The sequence below is a fragment of the Gandjariella thermophila genome, assembly GCF_005405885.1.
In the GTDB taxonomy this organism is placed as follows: Bacteria; Actinomycetota; Actinomycetes; order Mycobacteriales; family Pseudonocardiaceae; genus Gandjariella; species Gandjariella thermophila.
Genome location: NZ_BJFL01000008.1, coordinates 67,917 through 86,330, shown reverse-complemented (window position 1 = coordinate 86,330; position 18,414 = coordinate 67,917). Strand labels below are relative to the sequence as shown.

18 protein-coding genes and 2 riboswitches are annotated in these 18,414 nt (G+C 75.3%); of the genes, 14 read left to right on the top strand and 4 right to left on the bottom strand.

Going from position 1 to position 18,414, the window contains the following annotated elements:
• Positions 1 to 63 precede the first annotated feature (63 nt).
• Positions 64 to 171: a zinc-binding dehydrogenase gene (locus tag FFT21_RS10855; protein ID WP_137813681.1), complete on the bottom strand. Its 108-nt coding sequence runs from the start codon at positions 169 to 171 to the stop codon at positions 64 to 66.
• Here FFT21_RS10855 and FFT21_RS10850 point away from each other — a divergent pair.
• The 8 genes from FFT21_RS10850 to cobJ all read left to right on the top strand — a co-directional run bounded on the left by FFT21_RS10850 (position 155) and on the right by cobJ (position 9,993).
• On the top strand, positions 155 to 427 hold the full coding sequence (locus tag FFT21_RS10850; RefSeq protein ID WP_137813680.1) for a hypothetical protein: 273 nt from the start codon (positions 155 to 157) through the stop codon (positions 425 to 427). The two genes, FFT21_RS10855 and FFT21_RS10850, sit on opposite strands and share 17 nt — an antisense overlap.
• Before the next feature lie 19 nt (positions 428 to 446).
• Positions 447 to 573, top strand: a riboswitch (cobalamin riboswitch).
• A gap of 148 nt (positions 574 to 721) precedes the next feature.
• Positions 722 to 2,719 carry a putative cobaltochelatase gene (locus tag FFT21_RS10845; protein WP_137813679.1) on the top strand — a complete coding sequence of 666 codons (1,998 nt, stop codon included), beginning with the start codon at positions 722 to 724 and terminating at the stop codon, positions 2,717 to 2,719.
• Positions 2,720 to 2,732: 13 nt separating this feature from the next.
• A complete protein-coding gene (gene cobO / locus FFT21_RS10840) occupies positions 2,733 to 3,347 on the top strand; it encodes a cob(I)yrinic acid a,c-diamide adenosyltransferase (RefSeq protein WP_137813678.1) in 615 nt (204 codons plus the stop codon).
• Positions 3,344 to 4,774 carry a cobyrinic acid a,c-diamide synthase CobB gene (locus FFT21_RS10835; RefSeq protein ID WP_371856763.1) on the top strand — a complete coding sequence of 477 codons (1,431 nt, stop codon included), beginning with the start codon at positions 3,344 to 3,346 and terminating at the stop codon, positions 4,772 to 4,774. The genes cobO and FFT21_RS10835 overlap by 4 nt, the downstream gene beginning before the upstream one ends.
• The gene (cobI, locus tag FFT21_RS10830; RefSeq protein WP_137813676.1) at positions 4,771 to 5,520 is read left to right on the top strand and encodes a precorrin-2 C(20)-methyltransferase; all 750 of its coding nucleotides are present in this window, start codon (positions 4,771 to 4,773) and stop codon (positions 5,518 to 5,520) included. The genes FFT21_RS10835 and cobI overlap by 4 nt, the downstream gene beginning before the upstream one ends.
• Entirely contained in the window at positions 5,517 to 6,914 is a 1,398-nt protein-coding gene (gene cobM, locus FFT21_RS10825) for a precorrin-4 C(11)-methyltransferase (RefSeq protein WP_137813675.1), read from the top strand. The genes cobI and cobM overlap by 4 nt, the downstream gene beginning before the upstream one ends.
• A gap of 107 nt (positions 6,915 to 7,021) precedes the next feature.
• The gene (cbiE, locus tag FFT21_RS10820; RefSeq protein ID WP_225978293.1) at positions 7,022 to 8,218 is read left to right on the top strand and encodes a precorrin-6y C5,15-methyltransferase (decarboxylating) subunit CbiE; all 1,197 of its coding nucleotides are present in this window, start codon (positions 7,022 to 7,024) and stop codon (positions 8,216 to 8,218) included.
• The gene (cobJ, locus tag FFT21_RS10815) at positions 8,215 to 9,993 is read left to right on the top strand and encodes a precorrin-3B C(17)-methyltransferase (protein ID WP_225978292.1); all 1,779 of its coding nucleotides are present in this window, start codon (positions 8,215 to 8,217) and stop codon (positions 9,991 to 9,993) included. The genes cbiE and cobJ overlap by 4 nt, the downstream gene beginning before the upstream one ends.
• Here cobJ and FFT21_RS10810 read toward each other — a convergent pair.
• A complete protein-coding gene (locus FFT21_RS10810) occupies positions 9,962 to 10,291 on the bottom strand; it encodes a hypothetical protein (RefSeq protein WP_137813674.1) in 330 nt (109 codons plus the stop codon). The genes cobJ and FFT21_RS10810 overlap by 32 nt on opposite strands.
• Before the next feature lie 160 nt (positions 10,292 to 10,451).
• Here FFT21_RS10810 and FFT21_RS10805 point away from each other — a divergent pair, with 160 nt between their 5' ends.
• The 6 genes from FFT21_RS10805 to cobA all read left to right on the top strand — a co-directional run bounded on the left by FFT21_RS10805 (position 10,452) and on the right by cobA (position 17,770).
• Entirely contained in the window at positions 10,452 to 11,825 is a 1,374-nt protein-coding gene (locus FFT21_RS10805) for a helix-turn-helix domain-containing protein (protein WP_137813673.1), read from the top strand.
• A gap of 354 nt (positions 11,826 to 12,179) precedes the next feature.
• The gene (locus FFT21_RS10800; RefSeq protein ID WP_137813672.1) at positions 12,180 to 13,220 is read left to right on the top strand and encodes a cation diffusion facilitator family transporter; all 1,041 of its coding nucleotides are present in this window, start codon (positions 12,180 to 12,182) and stop codon (positions 13,218 to 13,220) included.
• Positions 13,221 to 13,595: 375 nt separating this feature from the next.
• A riboswitch (cobalamin riboswitch) is annotated at positions 13,596 to 13,724 on the top strand.
• 70 nt (positions 13,725 to 13,794) lie between these two features.
• Positions 13,795 to 14,883, top strand: coding sequence for a HoxN/HupN/NixA family nickel/cobalt transporter (locus FFT21_RS10795; RefSeq protein WP_137813671.1), 1,089 nt, complete (start codon positions 13,795 to 13,797; stop codon positions 14,881 to 14,883).
• On the top strand, positions 14,880 to 15,488 hold the full coding sequence (locus FFT21_RS10790) for a precorrin-8X methylmutase (RefSeq protein WP_137813670.1): 609 nt from the start codon (positions 14,880 to 14,882) through the stop codon (positions 15,486 to 15,488). The genes FFT21_RS10795 and FFT21_RS10790 overlap by 4 nt, the downstream gene beginning before the upstream one ends.
• 82 nt (positions 15,489 to 15,570) lie before the next feature.
• Complete coding sequence (locus FFT21_RS10785) at positions 15,571 to 16,518, top strand: sirohydrochlorin chelatase (protein WP_137813669.1); 948 nt, start codon at positions 15,571 to 15,573, stop codon at positions 16,516 to 16,518.
• A complete protein-coding gene (gene cobA, locus FFT21_RS10780; protein WP_137813668.1) occupies positions 16,508 to 17,770 on the top strand; it encodes a uroporphyrinogen-III C-methyltransferase in 1,263 nt (420 codons plus the stop codon). The genes FFT21_RS10785 and cobA overlap by 11 nt, the downstream gene beginning before the upstream one ends.
• Positions 17,771 to 17,819: 49 nt before the next feature.
• On the opposite strand, the gene FFT21_RS10775 is transcribed toward cobA, so the two are convergent.
• Both FFT21_RS10775 and FFT21_RS10770 read right to left on the bottom strand, forming a co-directional pair.
• On the bottom strand, positions 17,820 to 18,050 hold the full coding sequence (locus FFT21_RS10775) for a hypothetical protein (RefSeq protein ID WP_137813667.1): 231 nt from the start codon (positions 18,048 to 18,050) through the stop codon (positions 17,820 to 17,822).
• A gap of 27 nt (positions 18,051 to 18,077) precedes the next feature.
• Complete coding sequence (locus tag FFT21_RS10770; protein ID WP_192909474.1) at positions 18,078 to 18,401, bottom strand: PqqD family protein; 324 nt, start codon at positions 18,399 to 18,401, stop codon at positions 18,078 to 18,080.
• Positions 18,402 to 18,414: the final 13 nt, after the last annotated feature.

The window sequence follows — 18,414 nt, the reverse complement described above, 5'->3', positions numbered from 1 at the left end:
CGCCGTGCGGGCACGGGTGCGTGGCCTCCCGCCCGGCGAGCCGGGCGGGAGGCCACGACGCCGTCAGGGGAGGAGCACCGTCTTGCCGACGGCGGTGCGTTCCTCGAACTCCCGGTGCGCGGCGGCGGCTTCGGCCAGCGGGTGTGCCTGGCCGATGACCGGCTCGATCATGGGGACGGTGCCGGTGGAGGCGCGAGCGGCCGCGCTGATCGCCGAGGCCAGGCCGGACGCCGACGCCGACTACCTGGCCTACGCGGTGTTGGCCGGCCTGCGCGGGGACCTGGTCGACCACCTCACGCAGCGCGGCGGCATGACCCTGGAACGGGTCCGAGCCGGTGTCCTCGCCCACACCCACGCCGTGTTGACCGGGAGCGCACCGCCGGCGGACTTGGTTTCGCCGCCGGCCGGGTGCGACGATGCGCGCTGACCCGAAGCGAGGGTGTGCGAGGAAGCCGGTGCGAATCCGGCGCGGTCCCGCCACTGTGACCGGGAAGCGTGTCTCCCACGCGTGCCACCGGGGCGAGTGCCCTGGGAAGGCCGGAGGCGGCGCGACGATCCGGGAGCCAGGACACTCCGCCCCCGCCTGAAGGGCGCGGCCGACCGGCCGCGCCCGCCAACGTCGACCCCGGGCGTGGACACCCGAGGAAGGACCGGTGGGTATGACCCGCGATCTCCCTGGCTCTCCGTTAGCGCCGGCCGCCGCGTCGCCGGAGGTGCGGCGATGAGCGCGGCGTTCCCGTTCTCCGCGGTCGTCGGGCACGACGACCTCCGGCTGGCCCTGCTGCTCAACGCGGTGCACCCGGGCATCGGCGGGGTGCTGGTGCGCGGCGAGAAGGGCACCGCGAAGTCGACGATCGTGCGGGCGCTGGCCGCCCTGCTGCCCGAGGTGGACGTGGTGTCCGGCTGCCGGTTCGGCTGCGACCCGGCCGCGCCGGACCCGCGCTGCCCGGATGCCGAGCACGATGTGACGGTGGCCGAGCGGCGCCCGGCGCGGCTGGTCGAGCTGCCCGTCGGCGCCACCGAGGACCGGCTGGTCGGCTCGCTGGACCTGGAACGCGCGCTGAACGAGGGGGTGCGCGCCTACCAGCCGGGCCTGCTGGCCGCCGCGCACCGCGGGGTGCTCTACGTCGACGAGGTCAACCTGCTGCACGACCACCTGGTGGACCTGCTGCTGGACGCGGCCGCGATGGGCCGCGCGCACGTCGAGCGGGAGGGCGTCTCGGTGTCGCACGCGGCGTCGTTCCTGCTGGTCGGCACGATGAACCCGGAGGAGGGGGAGCTGCGCCCGCAGCTGCTCGACCGGTTCGGGCTGACCGTGGGCGTGTCCGCCGCGCGGGACGTGGCCACCCGCACCGAGGTGATCCGCCGCCGGCTCGCCTACGAGGCCGACCCGGACGGCTTCGCCGCCGCGTGGCGGGACGCCGACCGGGAACTGGCCGAGCGGATCGTGGCCGCCCGCGCCGCGCTGCCCGGCGTGGCGTTGCCCGATGCCGAGCTGCGCCGGATCGCCGCGGTGTGCGCCGCGTTCGAGGTGGACGGCATGCGCGCGGACCTGGTGGTGGCCCGGACCGCGGCGGCGCACGCGGCGTGGCGGGGCGCGGACGCGGTGGCGGAGACCGACGTGGAGACCGCGGTCCGGCTGGCGCTGCCGCACCGCCGGCGGCGCGACCCGTTCGACGAGCCGGGCATGGACGAGGAGCAGTTGCGGGAGGCGCTGCGCGAGGCCGCCGAGCAGGCGGACGGCGACGACCCCCCCGAGCCGCCGGAGCCGCCCGACGGCGGCCCGGACGGCGGCGCGGACCCCGGCGACGGCGATGGGTCCGCGCCGGGCTCCGGAGAGTCCACACCGGACGGTGCGGGCGGCGGGTCCGGCGAGCGGTCCCCGGCGGCCCCGTCACCGGCCTTCCGCGCCCGGCTGCTGCAGGTGCCCGGGCTCGGCGAGGGCGCGCCCGGCCGGCGCTCCCGGTCCCGGGCGCGCACCGGCCGGGTGGTCCGGGCGTCCACATCGGACGGTTCTGGGCTGCACCTGACCGGCACCCTGGCCGCGGCCGCCCCGCACCAGCTCGCCCGTGGCCGCACCGGCCCCGGCCTCCGGCTGCACCGCGACGACCTGCGACTGGCCGTGCGCGAGGGCATGGAGGGCAACCTCGTGCTGTTCGCGGTGGACGCCTCCGGCTCGATGGCCGCCCGGCAGCGGATGTCCGCGGTGACCGGCGCGGTGCTGTCCCTGCTGCGGGACGCCTACCAGCGGCGGGACAAGGTCGGCGTGGTCACCTTCCGCGGTTCCGGCGCCGAGGTGGCGCTGCCACCGACGTCCTCTGTGGACGCCGCCGCGGCCCGGCTGCGCGCGCTGCGCACCGGCGGGCGCACCCCGCTGGCCGACGGCCTGCTGCGGTCCCGCCGGGTGCTGGCCGCCGAGCGGCTGCGCGACCCGCGCCGCCGGGCGCTGCTGGTGCTGCTCACCGACGGCCGGGCCACGTCGGCACCGGCCGGGCATGAGCCGGTGGGCGCGGCGCTGCGGGCCGCCGCACTGCTCGCCGCCGATGGCGTGGCCGCCGTGGTGGTGGACTGCGAGCACGGCCCGGTGCGGATCGGCCTCGCGCCCCGGCTGGCCGGCGCGCTCGGCGGCCCCTGCCTGCGGCTGTCCGATCTGTCCGCCGAGCACGTCGCCGGAGTCGTCCACGCCGCCCGCGCCGACCGCCGGCGCGGCGCCGCCTGAACGGGAGGTCGAGATGCCGCAGGGAAAGCCGTCCGTGGTCCCGGACGACGGGCTGACCACCCGGCAACGCCGCAACCGCCCGCTGCTGGTGGTGCACACCGGCGAGATGAAGGGCAAGTCCACCGCCGCGTTCGGACTGGCGCTGCGCGGCTGGAACCAGGGCTGGTCGATCGCGGTGTTCCAGTTCGTCAAGTCGGCCAAGTGGCGGGTTGGTGAGGAGTCCGCGTTCCGCGCGCTGGGCCGGGTGCACGACGAGACCGGCGAGGGCGGGCCCGTCGAGTGGCACAAGATGGGCGAGGGCTGGTCGTGGACCCGGAAGAAGGGCACCGAGTCCGACCACGCGGAGGCCGCGCGGGAGGGCTGGCGGGAGATCGCCCGCCGGCTCGCTGAGGAACGCCACCAGCTCTACGTGCTGGACGAGTTCACCTACCCGCTGCACTGGGGCTGGGTCGACGTGGCCGAGGTGGTCGACACGCTGCGCGCCCGGCCCGGCCGGCAGCACGTGGTGATCACCGGCCGCAATGCGCCCGCCGCCCTGGTCGACGCCGCCGACCTGGTGGTGGAGATGACCAAGGTGAAGCACCCGATGGACGCCGGCCAGAAGGGCCAGCGGGGGATCGAGTGGTGAGCCGGCTCGTGGTCGCCGCGCCAGCGTCGGGGTGCGGCAAGACCACGGTGGCCACCGGGCTGATCGCGGCGCTGCGGGCGCGCGGCACCGCGGTCGCCCCCTTCAAGGTCGGCCCCGACTACATCGACCCGGGCTACCACGCGCTGGCCGCCGGCCGGCCGGGGCGCAACCTGGACCCGGTGCTGGTCGGCGCGCAGCGGATCGTTCCGCTGTTCGCGCATGGCGTGCGCGGCGCCGAGATCGCCGTGGTCGAGGGCGTGATGGGCCTGTTCGACGGGCGGGTCGGCACCGAGGGCGCCGGGTCCACCGCCGAGGTGGCCACCCTGCTCGCCGCGCCGGCGGTGCTCGTGGTGGACGCGCGCGGCCAGGGTCGCAGCCTGGCCGCGCTGCTGCACGGCTTCCGCGGCTACGACCCGGCGGTGCGGATCGGCGGCGTGGTGCTCAACCGGGTCGGCTCGGCGCGGCACGAGGAGGTGCTGCGCGAGGCGTGCGCCGAGGTCGGGCTGCCGGTGCTCGGCGCGCTGCCCCGCGACCCGGCGCTCGCCGTGCCATCCCGGCATCTCGGCCTGGTCACCGCGGCCGAGCACGGCGCCGCCGCGGTGGCCGCGGTGCGGGCCATCGGGGACGCGGTGGCCGCGCACGTCGACCTGGACGCCGTGGTCCGGCTGGCGGGTACCGCGCCGCCGCTCACCGCGCCGCCGTGGGACCCGGCCGCCGAGGTCGCCGCGGTCCCGGGCCGCCCGGTCGTCACGGCGGCGGGCCGCCCCGTGGGCACCGCTGCGGGCCGCCCGGTTGTTGCCGTGGCCGGCGGGCCGGCATTCACCTTCGGCTACGCCGAGCACGTCGAGTTGCTGCGCGCGGCCGGCGCCGACGTGGCCGTGGTGGACCCGGTGCGGGACGAGGCCCTGCCCGAGGGCACCTCGGCGCTGGTGCTGCCGGGTGGCTTCCCCGAGCAGCACGCCGCCGACCTCGCCGCGAACCGGCCGCTGCGCACCGCGGTGGCAGCGCTGGCGGAACGCGGCGCGCCGGTGCACGCCGAGTGCGGCGGCCTGCTCTACCTGGCCCGCGAGCTGGACGGCCAGTCCATGTGCGGGGTGCTGGACGCCGAGGCCACCATGTCGGGCCGGCTCACCCTGGGCTACCGGGACGCGGTCGCCGCGGCCGACTCCGCGCTGTACCCGGCCGGCGCGCGGGTGACCGGGCACGAGTTCCATCGCACCGCGCTGCGCCCCGGCCACGGCGCCACCCCGGCCTGGCACTGGCGCGGCGGTACCGAGGGCTTCGTCTCCGGCCGGGTGCACGCCTCCTACCTGCACACCCACCCGGCCGGTAACCCCGAGTCGGTCACCCGGTTCGTGGCCGCCGCGACCCAGCTCCCCGCTCCGCGAACGACCGTCGGCTACGAACCCGCGGAGGCGGGCCGGTGAGCGCCCCACGGCTGGTCGGCGTCGGCGTCGGCCCCGGCGACCCGGAACTGCTCACCCTGGCCGGGCTGCGCGAGCTGCGCACCGCCGGCCGCGTGTTCGTGCCGGTGCTCGGCCCGGACGAGCGGGGCCGGGCGGAGGCCGTGGTGCGCGCGCACGTCGAGCCGGACGCGCCGGTGGAGCGGCTGGTGTTCGCGCTCAACGACCCGGTACGCGGCCCGCAGGCGCGCCGGCACGACCACTGGGACGCCGCCGCCCGGCGGGTCGCCGCGCACCTGCGGGAGCACGGCGGCACCGCCGCGTTCGCCACCATCGGCGACCCGTGCGTCTACTCGACCTTCACCTACCTCGCGGCCACCGTGCGGGAACTGCTGCCCGGCGTCGAGGTGGCCACCGTGCCCGGGATCACCGCGATGCAGGCCACCGCCTCCGCCGCCGGCGTTCCGCTGGTGGAGGGCGCGGAACCGCTCACCGTGGTGCCGGTGACCCGGGAGGTGACCGGGCTCGCCGAGGCGTTGCGGGGGAACGGTACGGTCGTCGCCTACAAGGGCGGCCGGCGGCTCGGCGAGCTGCGCTCGGTGATCGCGGCGGCGGGGGCGCTGGACCGCTCGGTGTACGCGGAACACCTCGGCACGCCGGATGCGCGGGTGCTTCCCCTGCGCGAGGTGGACGTCGAGGCGGAGCGCGCGCCCTACCTGTCAACCGTCGTGGTACTCCCGCCCCGTGGCGGGAGAGGGGAGCAGTTGTGACCGGTCGGGTCTCCTTCATCGGCGCCGGCCCGGGCGCCGCGGACCTCATCACGCTGCGCGGCGCCCGGCGCATCGCGGAGGCGGACGTCGTGGTGTGGGCGGCCAGCCTGGTCGACCCGGCCTGCGTCCGGGACCACGCCCGCGCCGACGCGGAACTGGTCGACTCCTCCCGGATCACCCACGAGGACGTGCTGGCGATCTACCGGCGTGCGGCGGCGGAGCGGCTGAAGGTGGCCCGGGTGCACTCCGGTGACCCGACGCTGTGGGGTGCGGTGCAGGAGCAGCACGACGCCTGCCGGCGGCTCGGCCTGGAGGTGGAGATCGTGCCCGGGGTGTCCGCGTTCACCGCGGCCGCGGCGGTCGCCGGGCGGGAGCTGACCGTGCCCGAGGTGGCCCAGTCGGTGATCCTCACCCGGCTGGAGGGCGGCAAGACCCCGATGCCGGACGCCGAGCACGTGCGCGAGTTCGCCCGGCACGGCACCACCATGGCGGTCTTCCTGTCCGCCGCGCGCACCGGCGCGCTCGCCGACGAGCTACGGGCCGGCGGTTACCCGGAGGACACGCCGGTGCTGGTGGCCTACAAGGTGACCTGGCCGGACGAGTTGATCCTGCATACCACGCTGGGCGAGCTGGAGGCCACGGTCAAGCGGCACAAGCTGTGGCGGCACACCCTGTTCCTGGTCGGAAAGTCGTTGCAGGCCAAGGGCACCCGGTCCCGGCTGTACCACGCCGGCCACTTCCACACCTTCCGCAGGGCCGACCCGGAGGCGCGCCGCGCGCTGCGCGCCGGGCGGGCTGAGCCGTCCGGCTCCGCGGAGGGTGAAACAGCGCGCCGGCCGACCACCCGGGGCCGGTGGCTGCGGCGGGCGACCGGGTTCGCCGCGCCGACCGCCGCCGGGGAGGCCGGCCGCTGGTCGCCGCGCGCGGCGTCGCAGCAGGCCGAACCCGAGCCGAGCACCGCGACCGCCGGCACCGTCGCGCTGGCTGGGGCCGCCGTCCGCCGGCCGGAGCGCACGAGCCCCGGCAAGGCGGTACGGGTGCGGCTGACCGAGTCCGCGCGCACCGAACCGGCTGGCCGAATGGGGGCGGACACGCGAATCGCGGTCCGTGGTCGCGCGTCCCGCACGGCGTCCGCCGCGAAGTCGTCCACTGTGGACAAACGCGGCACCGCTGCCGGCAAGCCCTCCGCCGACAAACCCGGCGCCGCCGACAGGACCAGCGCGGCTGACCAGGCTGGTGAATCACCGGCGTCGGGCCGGCCGGCCACGAAGAAGTCCGCCGCCAACGCCTCCGCGGGAAAGGCGTCGCAGGCCAAGGGCGCCGGCGGCAAGGCGGCGCCCGCGGCGAAGGGCCGGAGCACCGCCCGGACCCGCCGCACCAGGCGTGGCGGCTGAGGCGCACCGCGAGCCGATCACCAGGTGGGCTGCCGGCCGGCGATGGCGGGCACCATGGTGTGCGTCGGCACAACGAGCAACTGGGGACAACCGAGGTGGGAGACACCGTGACGGTGACCGTGATGGGGGTGGACGGTTCGGAACTGCCGCCCGGCGGAGCCGAACTGGTCGGCAAGGCCGCGCTGGTCGTCGGCGGCCGGCGGCACCTGGACGCGCACGCCCCGGAAGGGGCGCGGACCATCGAACTCGGCCCGCTGGAGCCGGCGCTCGACGCACTGGCCGCGCACCCCGACGGCGAGGGTCCGGCCGTGGTACTGGCCTCCGGCGACCCGGGATACTTCGGCATCCTGCGCGCCCTGCGCGAGCGCGGCCTGCGGGTGTCCGTGCTGCCGTCGGTGTCCTCGGTGCAGCGGCTGGCCGCGCTCATCGGCCGGCCCTGGGACGACCTCACCGTGGTCAGCGCGCACGGCCGTGAGCTGCGGCCGGCGCTGAACGTGTGCCGCGCCCGGCCGTCGGTCGCCGTGCTCACCGCGCCCGGCGCCGGACCGGCCGAGCTGGGTGCCGGGCTGGTCGGCTGGCACCGCACCCTCGTGGTGGCCGAGGATCTCGGCGGCGACGAGAAGATCACCGCCCTGGAGCCGGCGGAGGCCGCGGCCCGGCAGTGGCGCGACCCGAACATGGTGTTCTGCCTGGCCGACCCGGAGACCGTGCCGGCACGCGGCTGGGTGGCCGGCGGCGAGCCGCTGCCCCCGGCGGACGGCTGGGCCCTGCCCGAGGATGCCTTCTCGCACCGCGACGGCATGGTCACCAAGGCCGAGGTGCGCGCGCTCGCGCTGGCCAAGCTGGCGCCCCGGCCCGGAACCCTGGTCTGGGACGTGGGCGCCGGCTCCGGCGCGGTCGGCGTGGAATGCGGCCGGCTCGGCGCGGCGGTGGTCGCCGTCGAGCGGGACCCGGTGCAGTGCGTGCGGATCGTCGCCAACGCCACCGCGCACGGCGTGGAACTGCGCATGGTCGAGGGCGAGGCGCCGGCCGCCCTGGACGGCCTGCCCGAGCCGGACGCGGTGTTCGTCGGCGGCGGCGGCGCGGACGTGGTGCGCGCCTGCGCCGCCGCCGGGGCCAACCGGATCGTGGTCGCGCTGGTCGCGGTGGATCGGATCGTCGGCGCCCGGGATGCCCTGCGGGACGCCGGCTACCAGGTGGAGGGCTGCCAGCTCACCGCGTCCCGGCTGGCCGAGCTGCCCGATGGGTCCAGCCGGTGGGCGGCCACCAACCCGGTCACCGTGCTCTGGGGCGTGCGGGCGTGATCGGGCTCTTCGCGGTCACCGCCGCCGGCCGGCGGGCCGCCACCGACCTGGCCAAGTGCCTCGGTGACGACGCCATGGTGGTGGACGGACCGATCCGGCCCGCGCTGCACCGCCTCTGGCCCGAGCTGTCCGCCGCGGTGTTCTTCCTGGCCACCGGCGCCACCGTGCGGCTGGTCGCGCCGCTGCTGGCGGACAAGCACACCGACCCGGGCGTGGTGTGCGTGGACGAGGCCGGCCGGTTCGCCGTCGCCCTCACCGGTGGCCACGCGGGCGGGGCGAACGCGCTGGCCGAGCGGGTCGCCGAAGCGCTCGGCTGCACCCCGGTGATCACTACCGCCAGCGACGCCACCGGTACCACCCCGCTGGACGAGCTGGTCGAGCTGCTGGACGCCACGGTGGACGGCGACCTGGCCGGCTGCGGGGTGGCCGTGCTGGACGGCGCACCGGTGCGGCTGGTCAACCCGCTGGGCTTCCCGCTGCCCGCCCTGCCGGCCAACGTCGACCCGCACGCCGACGATCCGGAGTGGACGGTCGTGGTGGACGACCGGATCCCGGTGGAGCGGGAACACGCCGCGGCCTGGCCAGGCCGGCCGGTACTGCCCGAGCACGGCAAGCTGCTGCGGATCGTGCCGCGCACCCTGGTCGTCGGCGTGGGTTCCGCCCGGGACGTGTCCACCACCGCGGTGGCCAGCACCCTGTCCCAACTGGAACACCGGCACGGCCTCGACCTGCGCGCGGTGCGGGCGTTCGCCACCGTCGACCGCAAGGCCGGCGAGCGTGGCATCCTCGAGGCCGTCGAGGACCACGGCTTCTGGCACGGCGCGGCCGAACTGCCGCTGCTGTCCTACCCGGCGGACGTACTGTCCACCGTGGACGTTCCCAACCCGAGCGAGGTGGTGCGCGCCGAGGTCGGCACGCCCAGCGTCGCCGAGGCCGCCGCACTGCACGCCGCGCGCGAGCTGGCGCATGGTGCCCGGGTCACCCTGGTCGCGCCGAAGACCAAGGGGGAGAACGTCACCGTCGCCGCCGCCCGGATTCACCCGCGCGGCCGGCTCGCCGTGGTCGGCCTCGGACCCGGCTCGGCCGACCTGCGCACCGCCCGCGCCGACGCCGAACTGCGCCGCGCGTCCGTCGTCGTCGGCCTCGACCAGTACGTGGATCAGGTGCGGCACCTGCTGCGGCCGGGGACCGAGATCCGCACCAGCGGCCTGGGCGCCGAGGAGGAGCGGGCCAGGGATGCGGTGGAGCAGGCCGCCGCCGGCCGCGCCGTCGCGCTGATCGGCTCGGGCGACGCCGGCGTGTACGCGATGGCCAGCCCCGCGCTGGAGCGGGCCACCGCCGAGGTGGAGGTGGTCGGCGTGCCCGGGATCACCGCCGCGCTCGCGGCCGCCGCCCTGCTCGGCGCGCCGCTCGGCCACGACCACGCGCTGATCAGCCTGTCCGACCTGCACACGCCGTGGCCGGCGATCGAGCGCCGGGTCCGCGCCGCCGCCGAGGGCGACTTCGTCGTCTGCTTCTACAACCCGCGCTCGAAGCAGCGCGACTGGCAGCTCGGCACGGCGCTGGACCTGCTGCGGGCGCACCGCCCGCCGGAGACTCCGGTCGGCGCGGTCCGCCAGGCCAGCCGGGACGGCCAGCGGGTCTGGTACGCCCCGCTCGCCGAGTTCGATCAGTCCGAAGTAGACATGTTCACCACCGTGGTGGTCGGTTCGTCCCAGACCCGCCTCGTCGCCGGCCGCATGGTCACCCCCCGCGGCTACCGCTGGATGACCTGACACCCGCTGCCCGCGTTCGGTACACGATCACCCACCGCAGCAGGCAGTCCCGCAGCTCGTTGTACCAGCGCTCGTGACCGGAATGGGTCAGCGTGTGTTCGGGCGCCGCCTCCAGCGCGGCGAGGTAACCCTCGCAGTAGGCCACCTGGTCGTCGGCGCTCGTGCTGGGATGCGGCCAACGGATCAGGAAATGACCCACCACCGCGCACACATCGGCGCGGGCTGGCCACGGCGGCACCAGCCAGCGGTCCGGCACGGTCACGCTGCGCACACCATTCGCGTTCAGGCGCGTCGTCATGTGGTTGGCCGCTCCCTCCCACGCAGGTCCTGGTCGGCAGCAGCACACCGAAGATCGTGGAAGGTGCGCGACGAGGTGACGGCGGCTGTCACCACGTGATCGCCTGTGCCACGCTGGAGCGCATCAGCGTCCGAGCGACCCACCTCGGGAGCGTGCAGCGATGGCACGAGAGCCAGAACCGATCATGGAGTTACGGCGCGCCCTGGGCGAACGGCTCGCCACGTTCCGGCGGGCCGCCGGCCTGACCCAGGCACAGCTCGCCGCGGCCACCACATGCGACCGCACCCGCGTCGCGCACATCGAGAAGGGCCGGACGCGCGCGGACGAGACCTTCTGGCAGGCCGCCGACCATGCGTGTCACGCTGGTGGCGCCCTGCTGGCGGCCTTCCACGAGGTGGTCGCCGCATGTCACCCACACGACAAGCACACGCGGCAAACCGAGCTCGCCGAAACGCTCGCCAAGGCGGCGCGATTCCGCGGCGAACCCGTCGGTTCCGTCGGGCTGGCGTCCGTCGCAACCGTTGACGACGAGCGGGAGGCACTCGAACTCGCTCGCCGGGTCGCCGCCAGCGACGTCGGCGAGGAAACCCTCTTGCGGCTCGAAACCATCGTCGACGACCTCGCCGTCGCCTATGCCACCACACTGCCGATGGCACTGCTGGGCCGTATCCGCCAGCACCTCGGCTACGTGCACACATTGCTCGACGCGCGCAAGACCCTGGCCGAGCATCGCCGGCTGCTGGTCATCGGTGGCTGGCTGTCGCTGCTGGGCGCGACCGTCCACATCGACCTCGGGCAGTGGCACGCCGCCACCGCCCGGCTCAGGACGGCGGCCAGCCTGGCGTGTCACGCGGGACACCGCGAGATCCACGCCTGGTGCCTGGAGACCGAAGCATGGCGGATGCTGACCGGCGGCGACTACCCGCGGGCGCTGGAACTGTCCAGAGCCGCGCAGGCGGCGGCCCCAGCCGGCAGTTCCGCCGCCATTCAGGCCACGGCCCAGGAGGGACGCGCGTTGGCCCGCCTGCGCCGCCCCGCCGAGACGTATGCCGCCATCGCCAGGGTGGAGAAGCTGGTCTCTCCCGGAACGCGACCGGAGCGGCCCCAACACCACTACCGTTACGACCCCGACAAGTCCGTGTCCTATGCCGCGACCACGCTGGCGTGGCTCGGTGATCCGGCGGCGGAACGCTACGCCCGAGAAACCATCGCCCGACTGTCCCCGCCCGAGGACGTCGAGAAGTGGCCCCGCCGGGTGGCCACCACCAACATCGACCTCGCGCTCACCCTGCTCGTGACCGACCGCCTGGACGAGGCGTGCGACGCCACCATGCGTGCGATCTCCTCCGGGCGCATGGTGCCGTCCAGCCACTGGCGGGCCGCCGAGGTCGTCACCGCCGTCGAGGCCCGCGGGCTCCCGGAAGCCACCGAACTCCGTGAGGTCTACGAAGCCTTGCGTCCTACCCAGGCCCGGCCATGGCACCCCGAATGCGGGTCGATTGCTCGCGGACGCGCCTCGTCGCCGGCCGCGTGACGACCCGGTGACTACGGCTGGCTGCCCGCCCGCACTGATCAGCTGGCCCTGGGCCTGGATCGGCGTCGTCGTCGCGATCGCCACACTCTGGTATCTCGTCTCCGCGCGCGGACACGACCGGCCGGCCGTGGCGGGAGCGGCTGACCGCGATAGCCGACGAGAACCGGCGGCTGATCGGGTCAGCTCGCCGTGGGCGGCGGCGGAGCGGGGCGTGTCGGTGGCGTGCCTGGCCCGGCCCGGACGCCGTGGGTTGGCCGGTACCGCGTTGCGCACCAGTTGCAGCAAAGGGGCGCTGGCAACAGCAGCACTCTGGCACTTAGTCCACAGTGGACAGCTTCCGGTAGCCTTGCGGGTATGGGCGGTGAGCACGGTCACGGACACAGCCATGGACACGGGCACGGCCACCGGCCTCGGGGTGGTCGGCTGCGGCACTGGCTGACCCCGCACTCGCACGACGTGGCCGACCAGGTGGACGACCGGCTGGCGGCCAGCCGAGCGGGCATGCGGGCGCTGTGGCTGTCGTTCGGCGCGCTGCTGCTGGTCGCGCTGGCCCAGGGCGGCGTGGTGGTGCTCAGCGGGTCGGTCGCGCTGCTCTCGGACGCCCTGCACAACGTGGCCGACGCGTTCTCCGCGGTGCCGATCGCGGTGGCGTTCCTGCTCGGCCGACGGGCGGCCACCCGGCGGTTCACCTACGGCTTCGGCCGCGCCGAGGATCTGGCCGGCCTGGTCGTGGTGCTACTCATCGCGTTCTCCGCGGTGCTGGCCGTGTTCGAGTCGGTGCGCCGGCTGATCGAACCGCAGCCGCTGGACCACCTCGGCGCGGTCGCCGCGGCTGCGGTGCTCGGCTGCGCCGGCAACGAACTGGTCGCCCGGTGGCGCATCCGCGTCGGCCGGCGGATCGGGTCGGCCGCGCTGGTCGCCGACGGGATGCACGCCCGGGTGGACGGCGTCGCCTCGCTGGCCGTGCTGCTCGCCGCCGGGGGCGCCGCGCTGGGCTGGCGCTGGGCGGACCCGGTGATCGGCCTGCTGGTCGCGGTGGCGATCGCGCACGTGCTGGTCGGCGCCGCACGGCAGGTGCTCGGCCGGCTGCTGGACGCCGCCGACCCGGCCGAGGTGGACCGCGCGCGGCGGATCGCCGCCGAGGCGCCCGGCGTGCTGGCCGTGGAGGAGGTGCGGCTGCGTTGGTCCGGCCACGGTCAACTCGCCGAGCTGACCGTGGTGGTGGATCGCGCGGCCAGCCTGGTCGACGCGCACCGCATCGCCCACGACGTGGAACACCGGCTGCTGCACGGCCTGCGCCACCTGCTGCGCGCCCACGTCCACCCGCACCCCGCGGCCACGGCGGACGCCCACGACCACGCGGCGGTCGCCCACCACGCCGCCTCCCGGCGCTGAACCCCGCCGGCCATGGCCGGTGCGGCGGACGGATGTTGTAACGGATGTTGTAGACGCCGCCGAGGCGGTCATACAGCGACGGGAGTTGGTCGGACTGCATCACGCCTCCCTCCCTCGCACGGCGACGTGCCAGCCCGTCTCAGCCGCACCCCCTCCGCGCGAAACGTGTCGCATACACCACTCTCGGCACCCGTGATCGGTTCAAGCGGTGGCCGGCTGGATGGGCCGAGCGTGGTGACGAGGGCGGCCGTGGACCCGGTGTGACCTTTCTTACCTGGTCGGACGGCGTCAGGATGTGGGACACGGGGGCGGTTATCCGCCGGGCGGTTTGACCGGGTGGTCATGGTCGGGTGAGGATGCCCGCGTCGGTTGCGGAGGAACCCGGTGTGAATCCGGGGCGGTCCCGCCACTGTGACCGGGGAGCCGTCGCCCCACCGCGCGCCACTGGAGTACATCGCTCTGGGAAGGCCGGGGCGCCGACGACGATCCGGGAGCCAGGACACTCGCGCCGGCCCCGCGCCGCGCCGCGGCGCGTGGATCCACCTCTCGGGCGAGGCACCCAAGGAGGTCCGGCATGACGGCCCCGTCTCCCGCCGCGGTGTCGGCGGCTTTACCCCCCACCGGTTCCTGGACCGTGGCCGAACGCCGCCGGCTGGCCGGCGTGCTCGGCGTGGTCGTGCTGCTGCACGTGCTCGGCGTCGCGCTGTACCTGGCGTACTCCGGGCACGCCGCCGAGGCCGGCGGGTTGGCCGGCGCCGGCACGCTCGCGTACGTGCTGGGCATGCGGCACGCCTTCGACGCCGACCACATCGCCGCGATCGACGACACCACCCGACTGATGCTGCTGCGCGGCCGCCGGCCGATCGGGGTCGGGTTCTTCTTCGCCATGGGCCATTCCACCGTCGTGCTGGTCCTCGCGCTCGTCGTCGCCGCGGCCGCCGGGTCGCTCACCCAATCCGACATGCAGGGCGTGCGGGACGTGGGCGGCACGGTGGCCCAGGTCATCGCGGTCACCTTCCTCGTGCTGGTGGCCACGCTGAACGCGGCGGTGCTGGGCAACCTGGCCCGGCTGTGGCGGCGGCTGCGGCGCGGCGAACTGGTGGACAGCGACGTGGAGCGTGCGCTCACCGACCGCGGCCTGCTGAACCGGCTGATGGGCGGCCGGATGCGGATGCTGATCCGGTCGTCCTGGCACATGTACCCGGTGGGCCTGCTGATGGGCCTGGGCCTGGAGACCGCCTCCGAGGTCACCCTGCTCGCGCTGACCGCGTCCACCGCGTCCGGCGGGAGACTGCCGCTGCTCGGCGTGCTCAGCCTGCCGCTGCTGTTCGCCGCCGGGATGAGTGCCTTCGACACCGCGGACTCGCTGCTGATGACCCGGTTGTACTCGTGGTCCTACCGCAACCCGGTGCGCACCCTCTTCTACAACACCGCCACCACCGGGATCACCGTGGTCATCGCGATGTTCGTGGCCGCGGTGTACCTGGCCGAGATGCTTGCCGAGAAGGCCGGGGTGAGCTGGCTCGCGGGCTTCGGCGGGCTGTCCGAGCACTTCGAGTGGTTCGGGTACGGCATCGCCGGGATGTTCGTGCTGACCTGGGGGTCCGCCCTGCTGTGGTGGAAGCTCGGCGGCTACGACCGCCGCTACCGGGGGCGCGCATGACCCGCGTGGTGCACCCGATCGAGGAGGAGTCGTACCGCATCCTGCGGTCCCGGGTGGACACCTCGGCGCTGCCGGCACTGACCCGTGCGGTGGTGGAGCGGATCGTGCACACCACCGCGGACCCCACCTGGGTGGGCGACGTGGTGGCCGACGAGGACGCGCTGCTCGCCGGCCGGCACGCGCTGCTCACCGGCGCGCCGCTGGTCACCGACGTGCGGATGGTGGCCGCCGGGGTCACCGCGCGGGACGCGGTGGTCGCGATCGACGAGCCCGGCGTCACCGAGCTGGCCGCCGAGCAGGGCATCACCCGGTCCGCCGCGGGCATCCGGCTGGCCGCCGCCGCGCACTACGACGGCGCGGTGTGGGCGGTGGGCAACGCGCCCACCGCGCTCGCCGAACTGGTGCGGCTGGCCGAGACCGGCCGGATGCGGCCGGCCCTGGTGGTCGGCGTGCCGGTCGGGTTCGTCGGCGCGGTCGAGGCCAAGGCCGCGCTGGGCCGGTCCGGGCTGCCGGCGCTGCGCACCGTGACCGAGCGCGGCGGCGCGGCGATCGCCGCGGCGGCGCTGAACGCGTTGCTGTACTTCAACCCGGATGGCGGACGCTGATGCCCGTGCCACCTCGCGGCACCGATCGCAACCATTCTCGCGCGCCGTGGCGGCGCGAACTCGCGGAAAGGCAAAGCACCGGATGAACCGACCCGAACCGCTGCTACTCGTCGGCCACGGCACCGTGGACGACTCCGGGGTGCGCGAGTTCCACGCCTTCGTGGAGCGGGTCCGCGCCCGGATGGCACCGTCCACGGTGGACACCGCGGGCGGGTTCATCGAGCTGTCCGCCCCCGCCGTGACCGAGGCGTGGGCCGAACTGGTCGACCGGGGTCACCGCAGGATGGCGGCGGTGCCGCTGGTACTGGTCGCGGCGGGGCACGGCAAGGGCGACATCCCGGCCGCGCTGGAGCGCGAGGTGCGCCGCCACCCCGGCACCTCGTTCCGCTTCGGCCGGCCGCTCGGCCCGCACCCGGTGCTGCTCGACCTGCTGGAACAGCGGATCGCCGCGGTGTCCGACCGGGCGGAGTGGGCGGACACCGCCGTGCTGCTGGTCGGCCGCGGCTCCACCGACCCGGACGCCAACGCCGAGGTGTGCAAGGTCAGCCGGCTGCTCCAGGAAACCCGCGGGTTCGCCTTCGTGGAGACCGCGTTCGTCTCGCTGGCCCGGCCCGCCGTCCCGGACGGCCTGGAGCGGGTGCGCCGGCTCGGCGCCCGCCGGGTGGTCGTCGCGCCGTACTTCCTCTTCGACGGGGTGCTGCCGCAGCGGGTGGCCCGCCAGTCGGTCGAGTTCGGCGCGGCCACCCCGGACGTGGACGTGGCGGTCGCCGGCTACCTGGGCGACTGCGACGAACTCGTCGACCTGGTGGTGGAGCGCTACCACGAAGCCCTGCACGGCGACATCCGGATGAACTGCGACACCTGCGCCTACCGCGTGCTGCTGCCCGGTTTCGAGAGCAAGCTCGGCGCGCCGCAGACGCCGCACCATCACCCGGACGACCCGGCTGGTGGACATGGCCATGGTCACAGCCACGGGCACGGCGCTGACGTGGCCGCCGCGCACGGGCATGCTTCCTCACATGCACGCTGAGCAGCACTATCTGGTGGGGCTGGAGCTGACCGGCCGCCGCGTCGTGGTGGTCGGCGGCGGCACGGTGGCCCAGCGCCGGCTGCCCCGCCTGGTCGCCGCCGGCGCCGCGGTCGAGCTGATCGCGCCGGAGGTGACCCCGGCGGTGGAGGCGATGGCCGCCGCGGGGGAGCTGACCTGGCACCGCCGCCGCTACGCCGACGGCGACCTGGACGGCGCCTGGTACGCGCTCACCTGCACGCCGGACCCGGAGGTGAACGCCGCGGTGGCCGCCGAGGCGGAGCGGCGGAGGGTGTTCTGCGTGCGGGCCGACGCCGGCGCCCGGGGCAGCGCGGTGACCCCGGCGGTCGGCGAGCACGACGGGCTGCTCGTCGGCGTGCTCGCGGGTGGCCGGCCGCGCCGCTCGGCCGCGGTGCGGGACGGGCTGCTGGACGCGCTGCGCGAGGGCCGGGTGCCCGACCACCCCGGTGAGGGCGGGAAGCTGCCAGGGGTGGCCCTGGTTGGCGGCGGTCCCGGCGACCCAGAGCTGATCACCGTCCGGGGCCGGCGGCTGCTGGCCCGCGCGGACGTGGTGGTGGTCGACCGGCTGGCCCCGCGCGAACTGCTCGACGAGCTTCCGCCACAGGTCGAGGTGGTGGACGCGGCCAAGATCCCGTACGGCCGCGCGGCCAGCCAGGACGTGATCAACCGGACGCTGGTCGAGCACGCGAAGGCCGGGAAGTTCGTCGTGCGGCTCAAGGGCGGCGACCCGTACGTGTTCGGCCGCGGCTTCGAGGAACTCATCGCCTGCGCGGAGGCCGGTGTCCCCGTCACCGTGGTGCCCGGGGTGACCAGCGCGTTCGCCGTGCCCGCCGTGGCCGACGTGCCGGTCACCCACCGGGGGGTGGCGCACGAGGTGGTGGTCGTGTCCGGGCACGTCGCCCCGGACGACGACCGCTCGCTGGTCGACTGGCCCGCGCTCGGCCGGATGCGCGGCACCATCGTGCTGCTCATGGGCGTCGAGCGGATCGAGGCGTTCGCCAAGGCGCTGGTCGGCCACGGGCGGCCGGCGGACACCCCGGTGGCGGTGGTGCAGGAGGGCACCATGCGGGCCCAGCGGGTGTTGCGGTCCACCCTGGACGCCGTCGCCGCGGACGTGGCCGCGCAGGGCATCCGGCCGCCGGCCGTGGTGGTCGTCGGCCCGGTCGCCGCCCTCGGCGCCGGGCTGCCCGACCACGTGCCGCACTCGACGGACGAGCCGCACCGAGCGGGCTGAACGCGGCTTTCCGGCACGCCGGAAAGCCGCGTTCAGCCGCTGTCCACGCCTAGCTGGGTGCGATGGCGTTGGTCTGCCTGATCTCGGTGGTCAGCCGCTCGACCACCTCCTCCTGGGGCAGGCAGGTGCTCGGGTCGATGAAGCGGCGGACCGAACGCTGCGCCTGCTGTTGCTGTTGCTGCTGCTGTTGCTGCTCGGTGCCCGCGCGGAGGCTGAACTCGGAAAGGGCACCCAGATCGGTGATCTCCAGCCGCGCGGAAGAGCTCGGATCGCAGGTCATCTTTTCCTCCTGTTGTGCCGTCGGGCGTTACGTGGTGCCGATCAGTCCTCGCGCCAGGAGTTCGGTCAGGAACGAGGAGGCGGCGGATGCCGCGTCGTGCCGGTCGAGGTCGTGGGCGGTCACCAGATGGTCGACCAGTTGCTCGTAGCTGGCGTCGGGCCGGTGCTGCACGAACCGCCAGACGTCGCCGGCCGCCGGGCTCAGCCGGTACGCCCTGTTACGGAGCGCGTCGAAGAGCACGGTGTCCTCACCCACGCTCATGTCCTGGACCGCCAGTGCCGGCTGGATGACGGTCTCGGGTTGGAAAGGTCCGTCCGCGTTCTCGTCGGTGCTGGTCACTGATGAATTCACGGATGGTTTCTCC

Bases quoted from the DNA above. Each gene is read 5' to 3' on its own strand.
- FFT21_RS10850 (WP_137813680.1), top strand. From the start codon at position 155: ATGACCGGCTCGATCATGGGGACGGTGCCGGTGGAGGCGCGAGCGGCC.
- FFT21_RS10855 (WP_137813681.1), bottom strand. From the start codon at position 171: ATGATCGAGCCGGTCATCGGCCAGGCACACCCGCTGGCCGAAGCCGCC.
- FFT21_RS10845 (WP_137813679.1), top strand. From the start codon at position 722: ATGAGCGCGGCGTTCCCGTTCTCCGCGGTCGTCGGGCACGACGACCTC.
- cobO (WP_137813678.1), top strand. From the start codon at position 2,733: ATGCCGCAGGGAAAGCCGTCCGTGGTCCCGGACGACGGGCTGACCACC.
- FFT21_RS10810 (WP_137813674.1), bottom strand. From the start codon at position 10,291: ATGACGACGCGCCTGAACGCGAATGGTGTGCGCAGCGTGACCGTGCCG.
- FFT21_RS10805 (WP_137813673.1), top strand. From the start codon at position 10,452: ATGGCACGAGAGCCAGAACCGATCATGGAGTTACGGCGCGCCCTGGGC.
- FFT21_RS10800 (WP_137813672.1), top strand. From the start codon at position 12,180: ATGGGCGGTGAGCACGGTCACGGACACAGCCATGGACACGGGCACGGC.
- FFT21_RS10795 (WP_137813671.1), top strand. From the start codon at position 13,795: ATGACGGCCCCGTCTCCCGCCGCGGTGTCGGCGGCTTTACCCCCCACC.
- FFT21_RS10790 (WP_137813670.1), top strand. From the start codon at position 14,880: ATGACCCGCGTGGTGCACCCGATCGAGGAGGAGTCGTACCGCATCCTG.
- FFT21_RS10785 (WP_137813669.1), top strand. From the start codon at position 15,571: ATGAACCGACCCGAACCGCTGCTACTCGTCGGCCACGGCACCGTGGAC.
- cobA (WP_137813668.1), top strand. From the start codon at position 16,508: ATGCACGCTGAGCAGCACTATCTGGTGGGGCTGGAGCTGACCGGCCGC.
- FFT21_RS10775 (WP_137813667.1), bottom strand. From the start codon at position 18,050: ATGACCTGCGATCCGAGCTCTTCCGCGCGGCTGGAGATCACCGATCTG.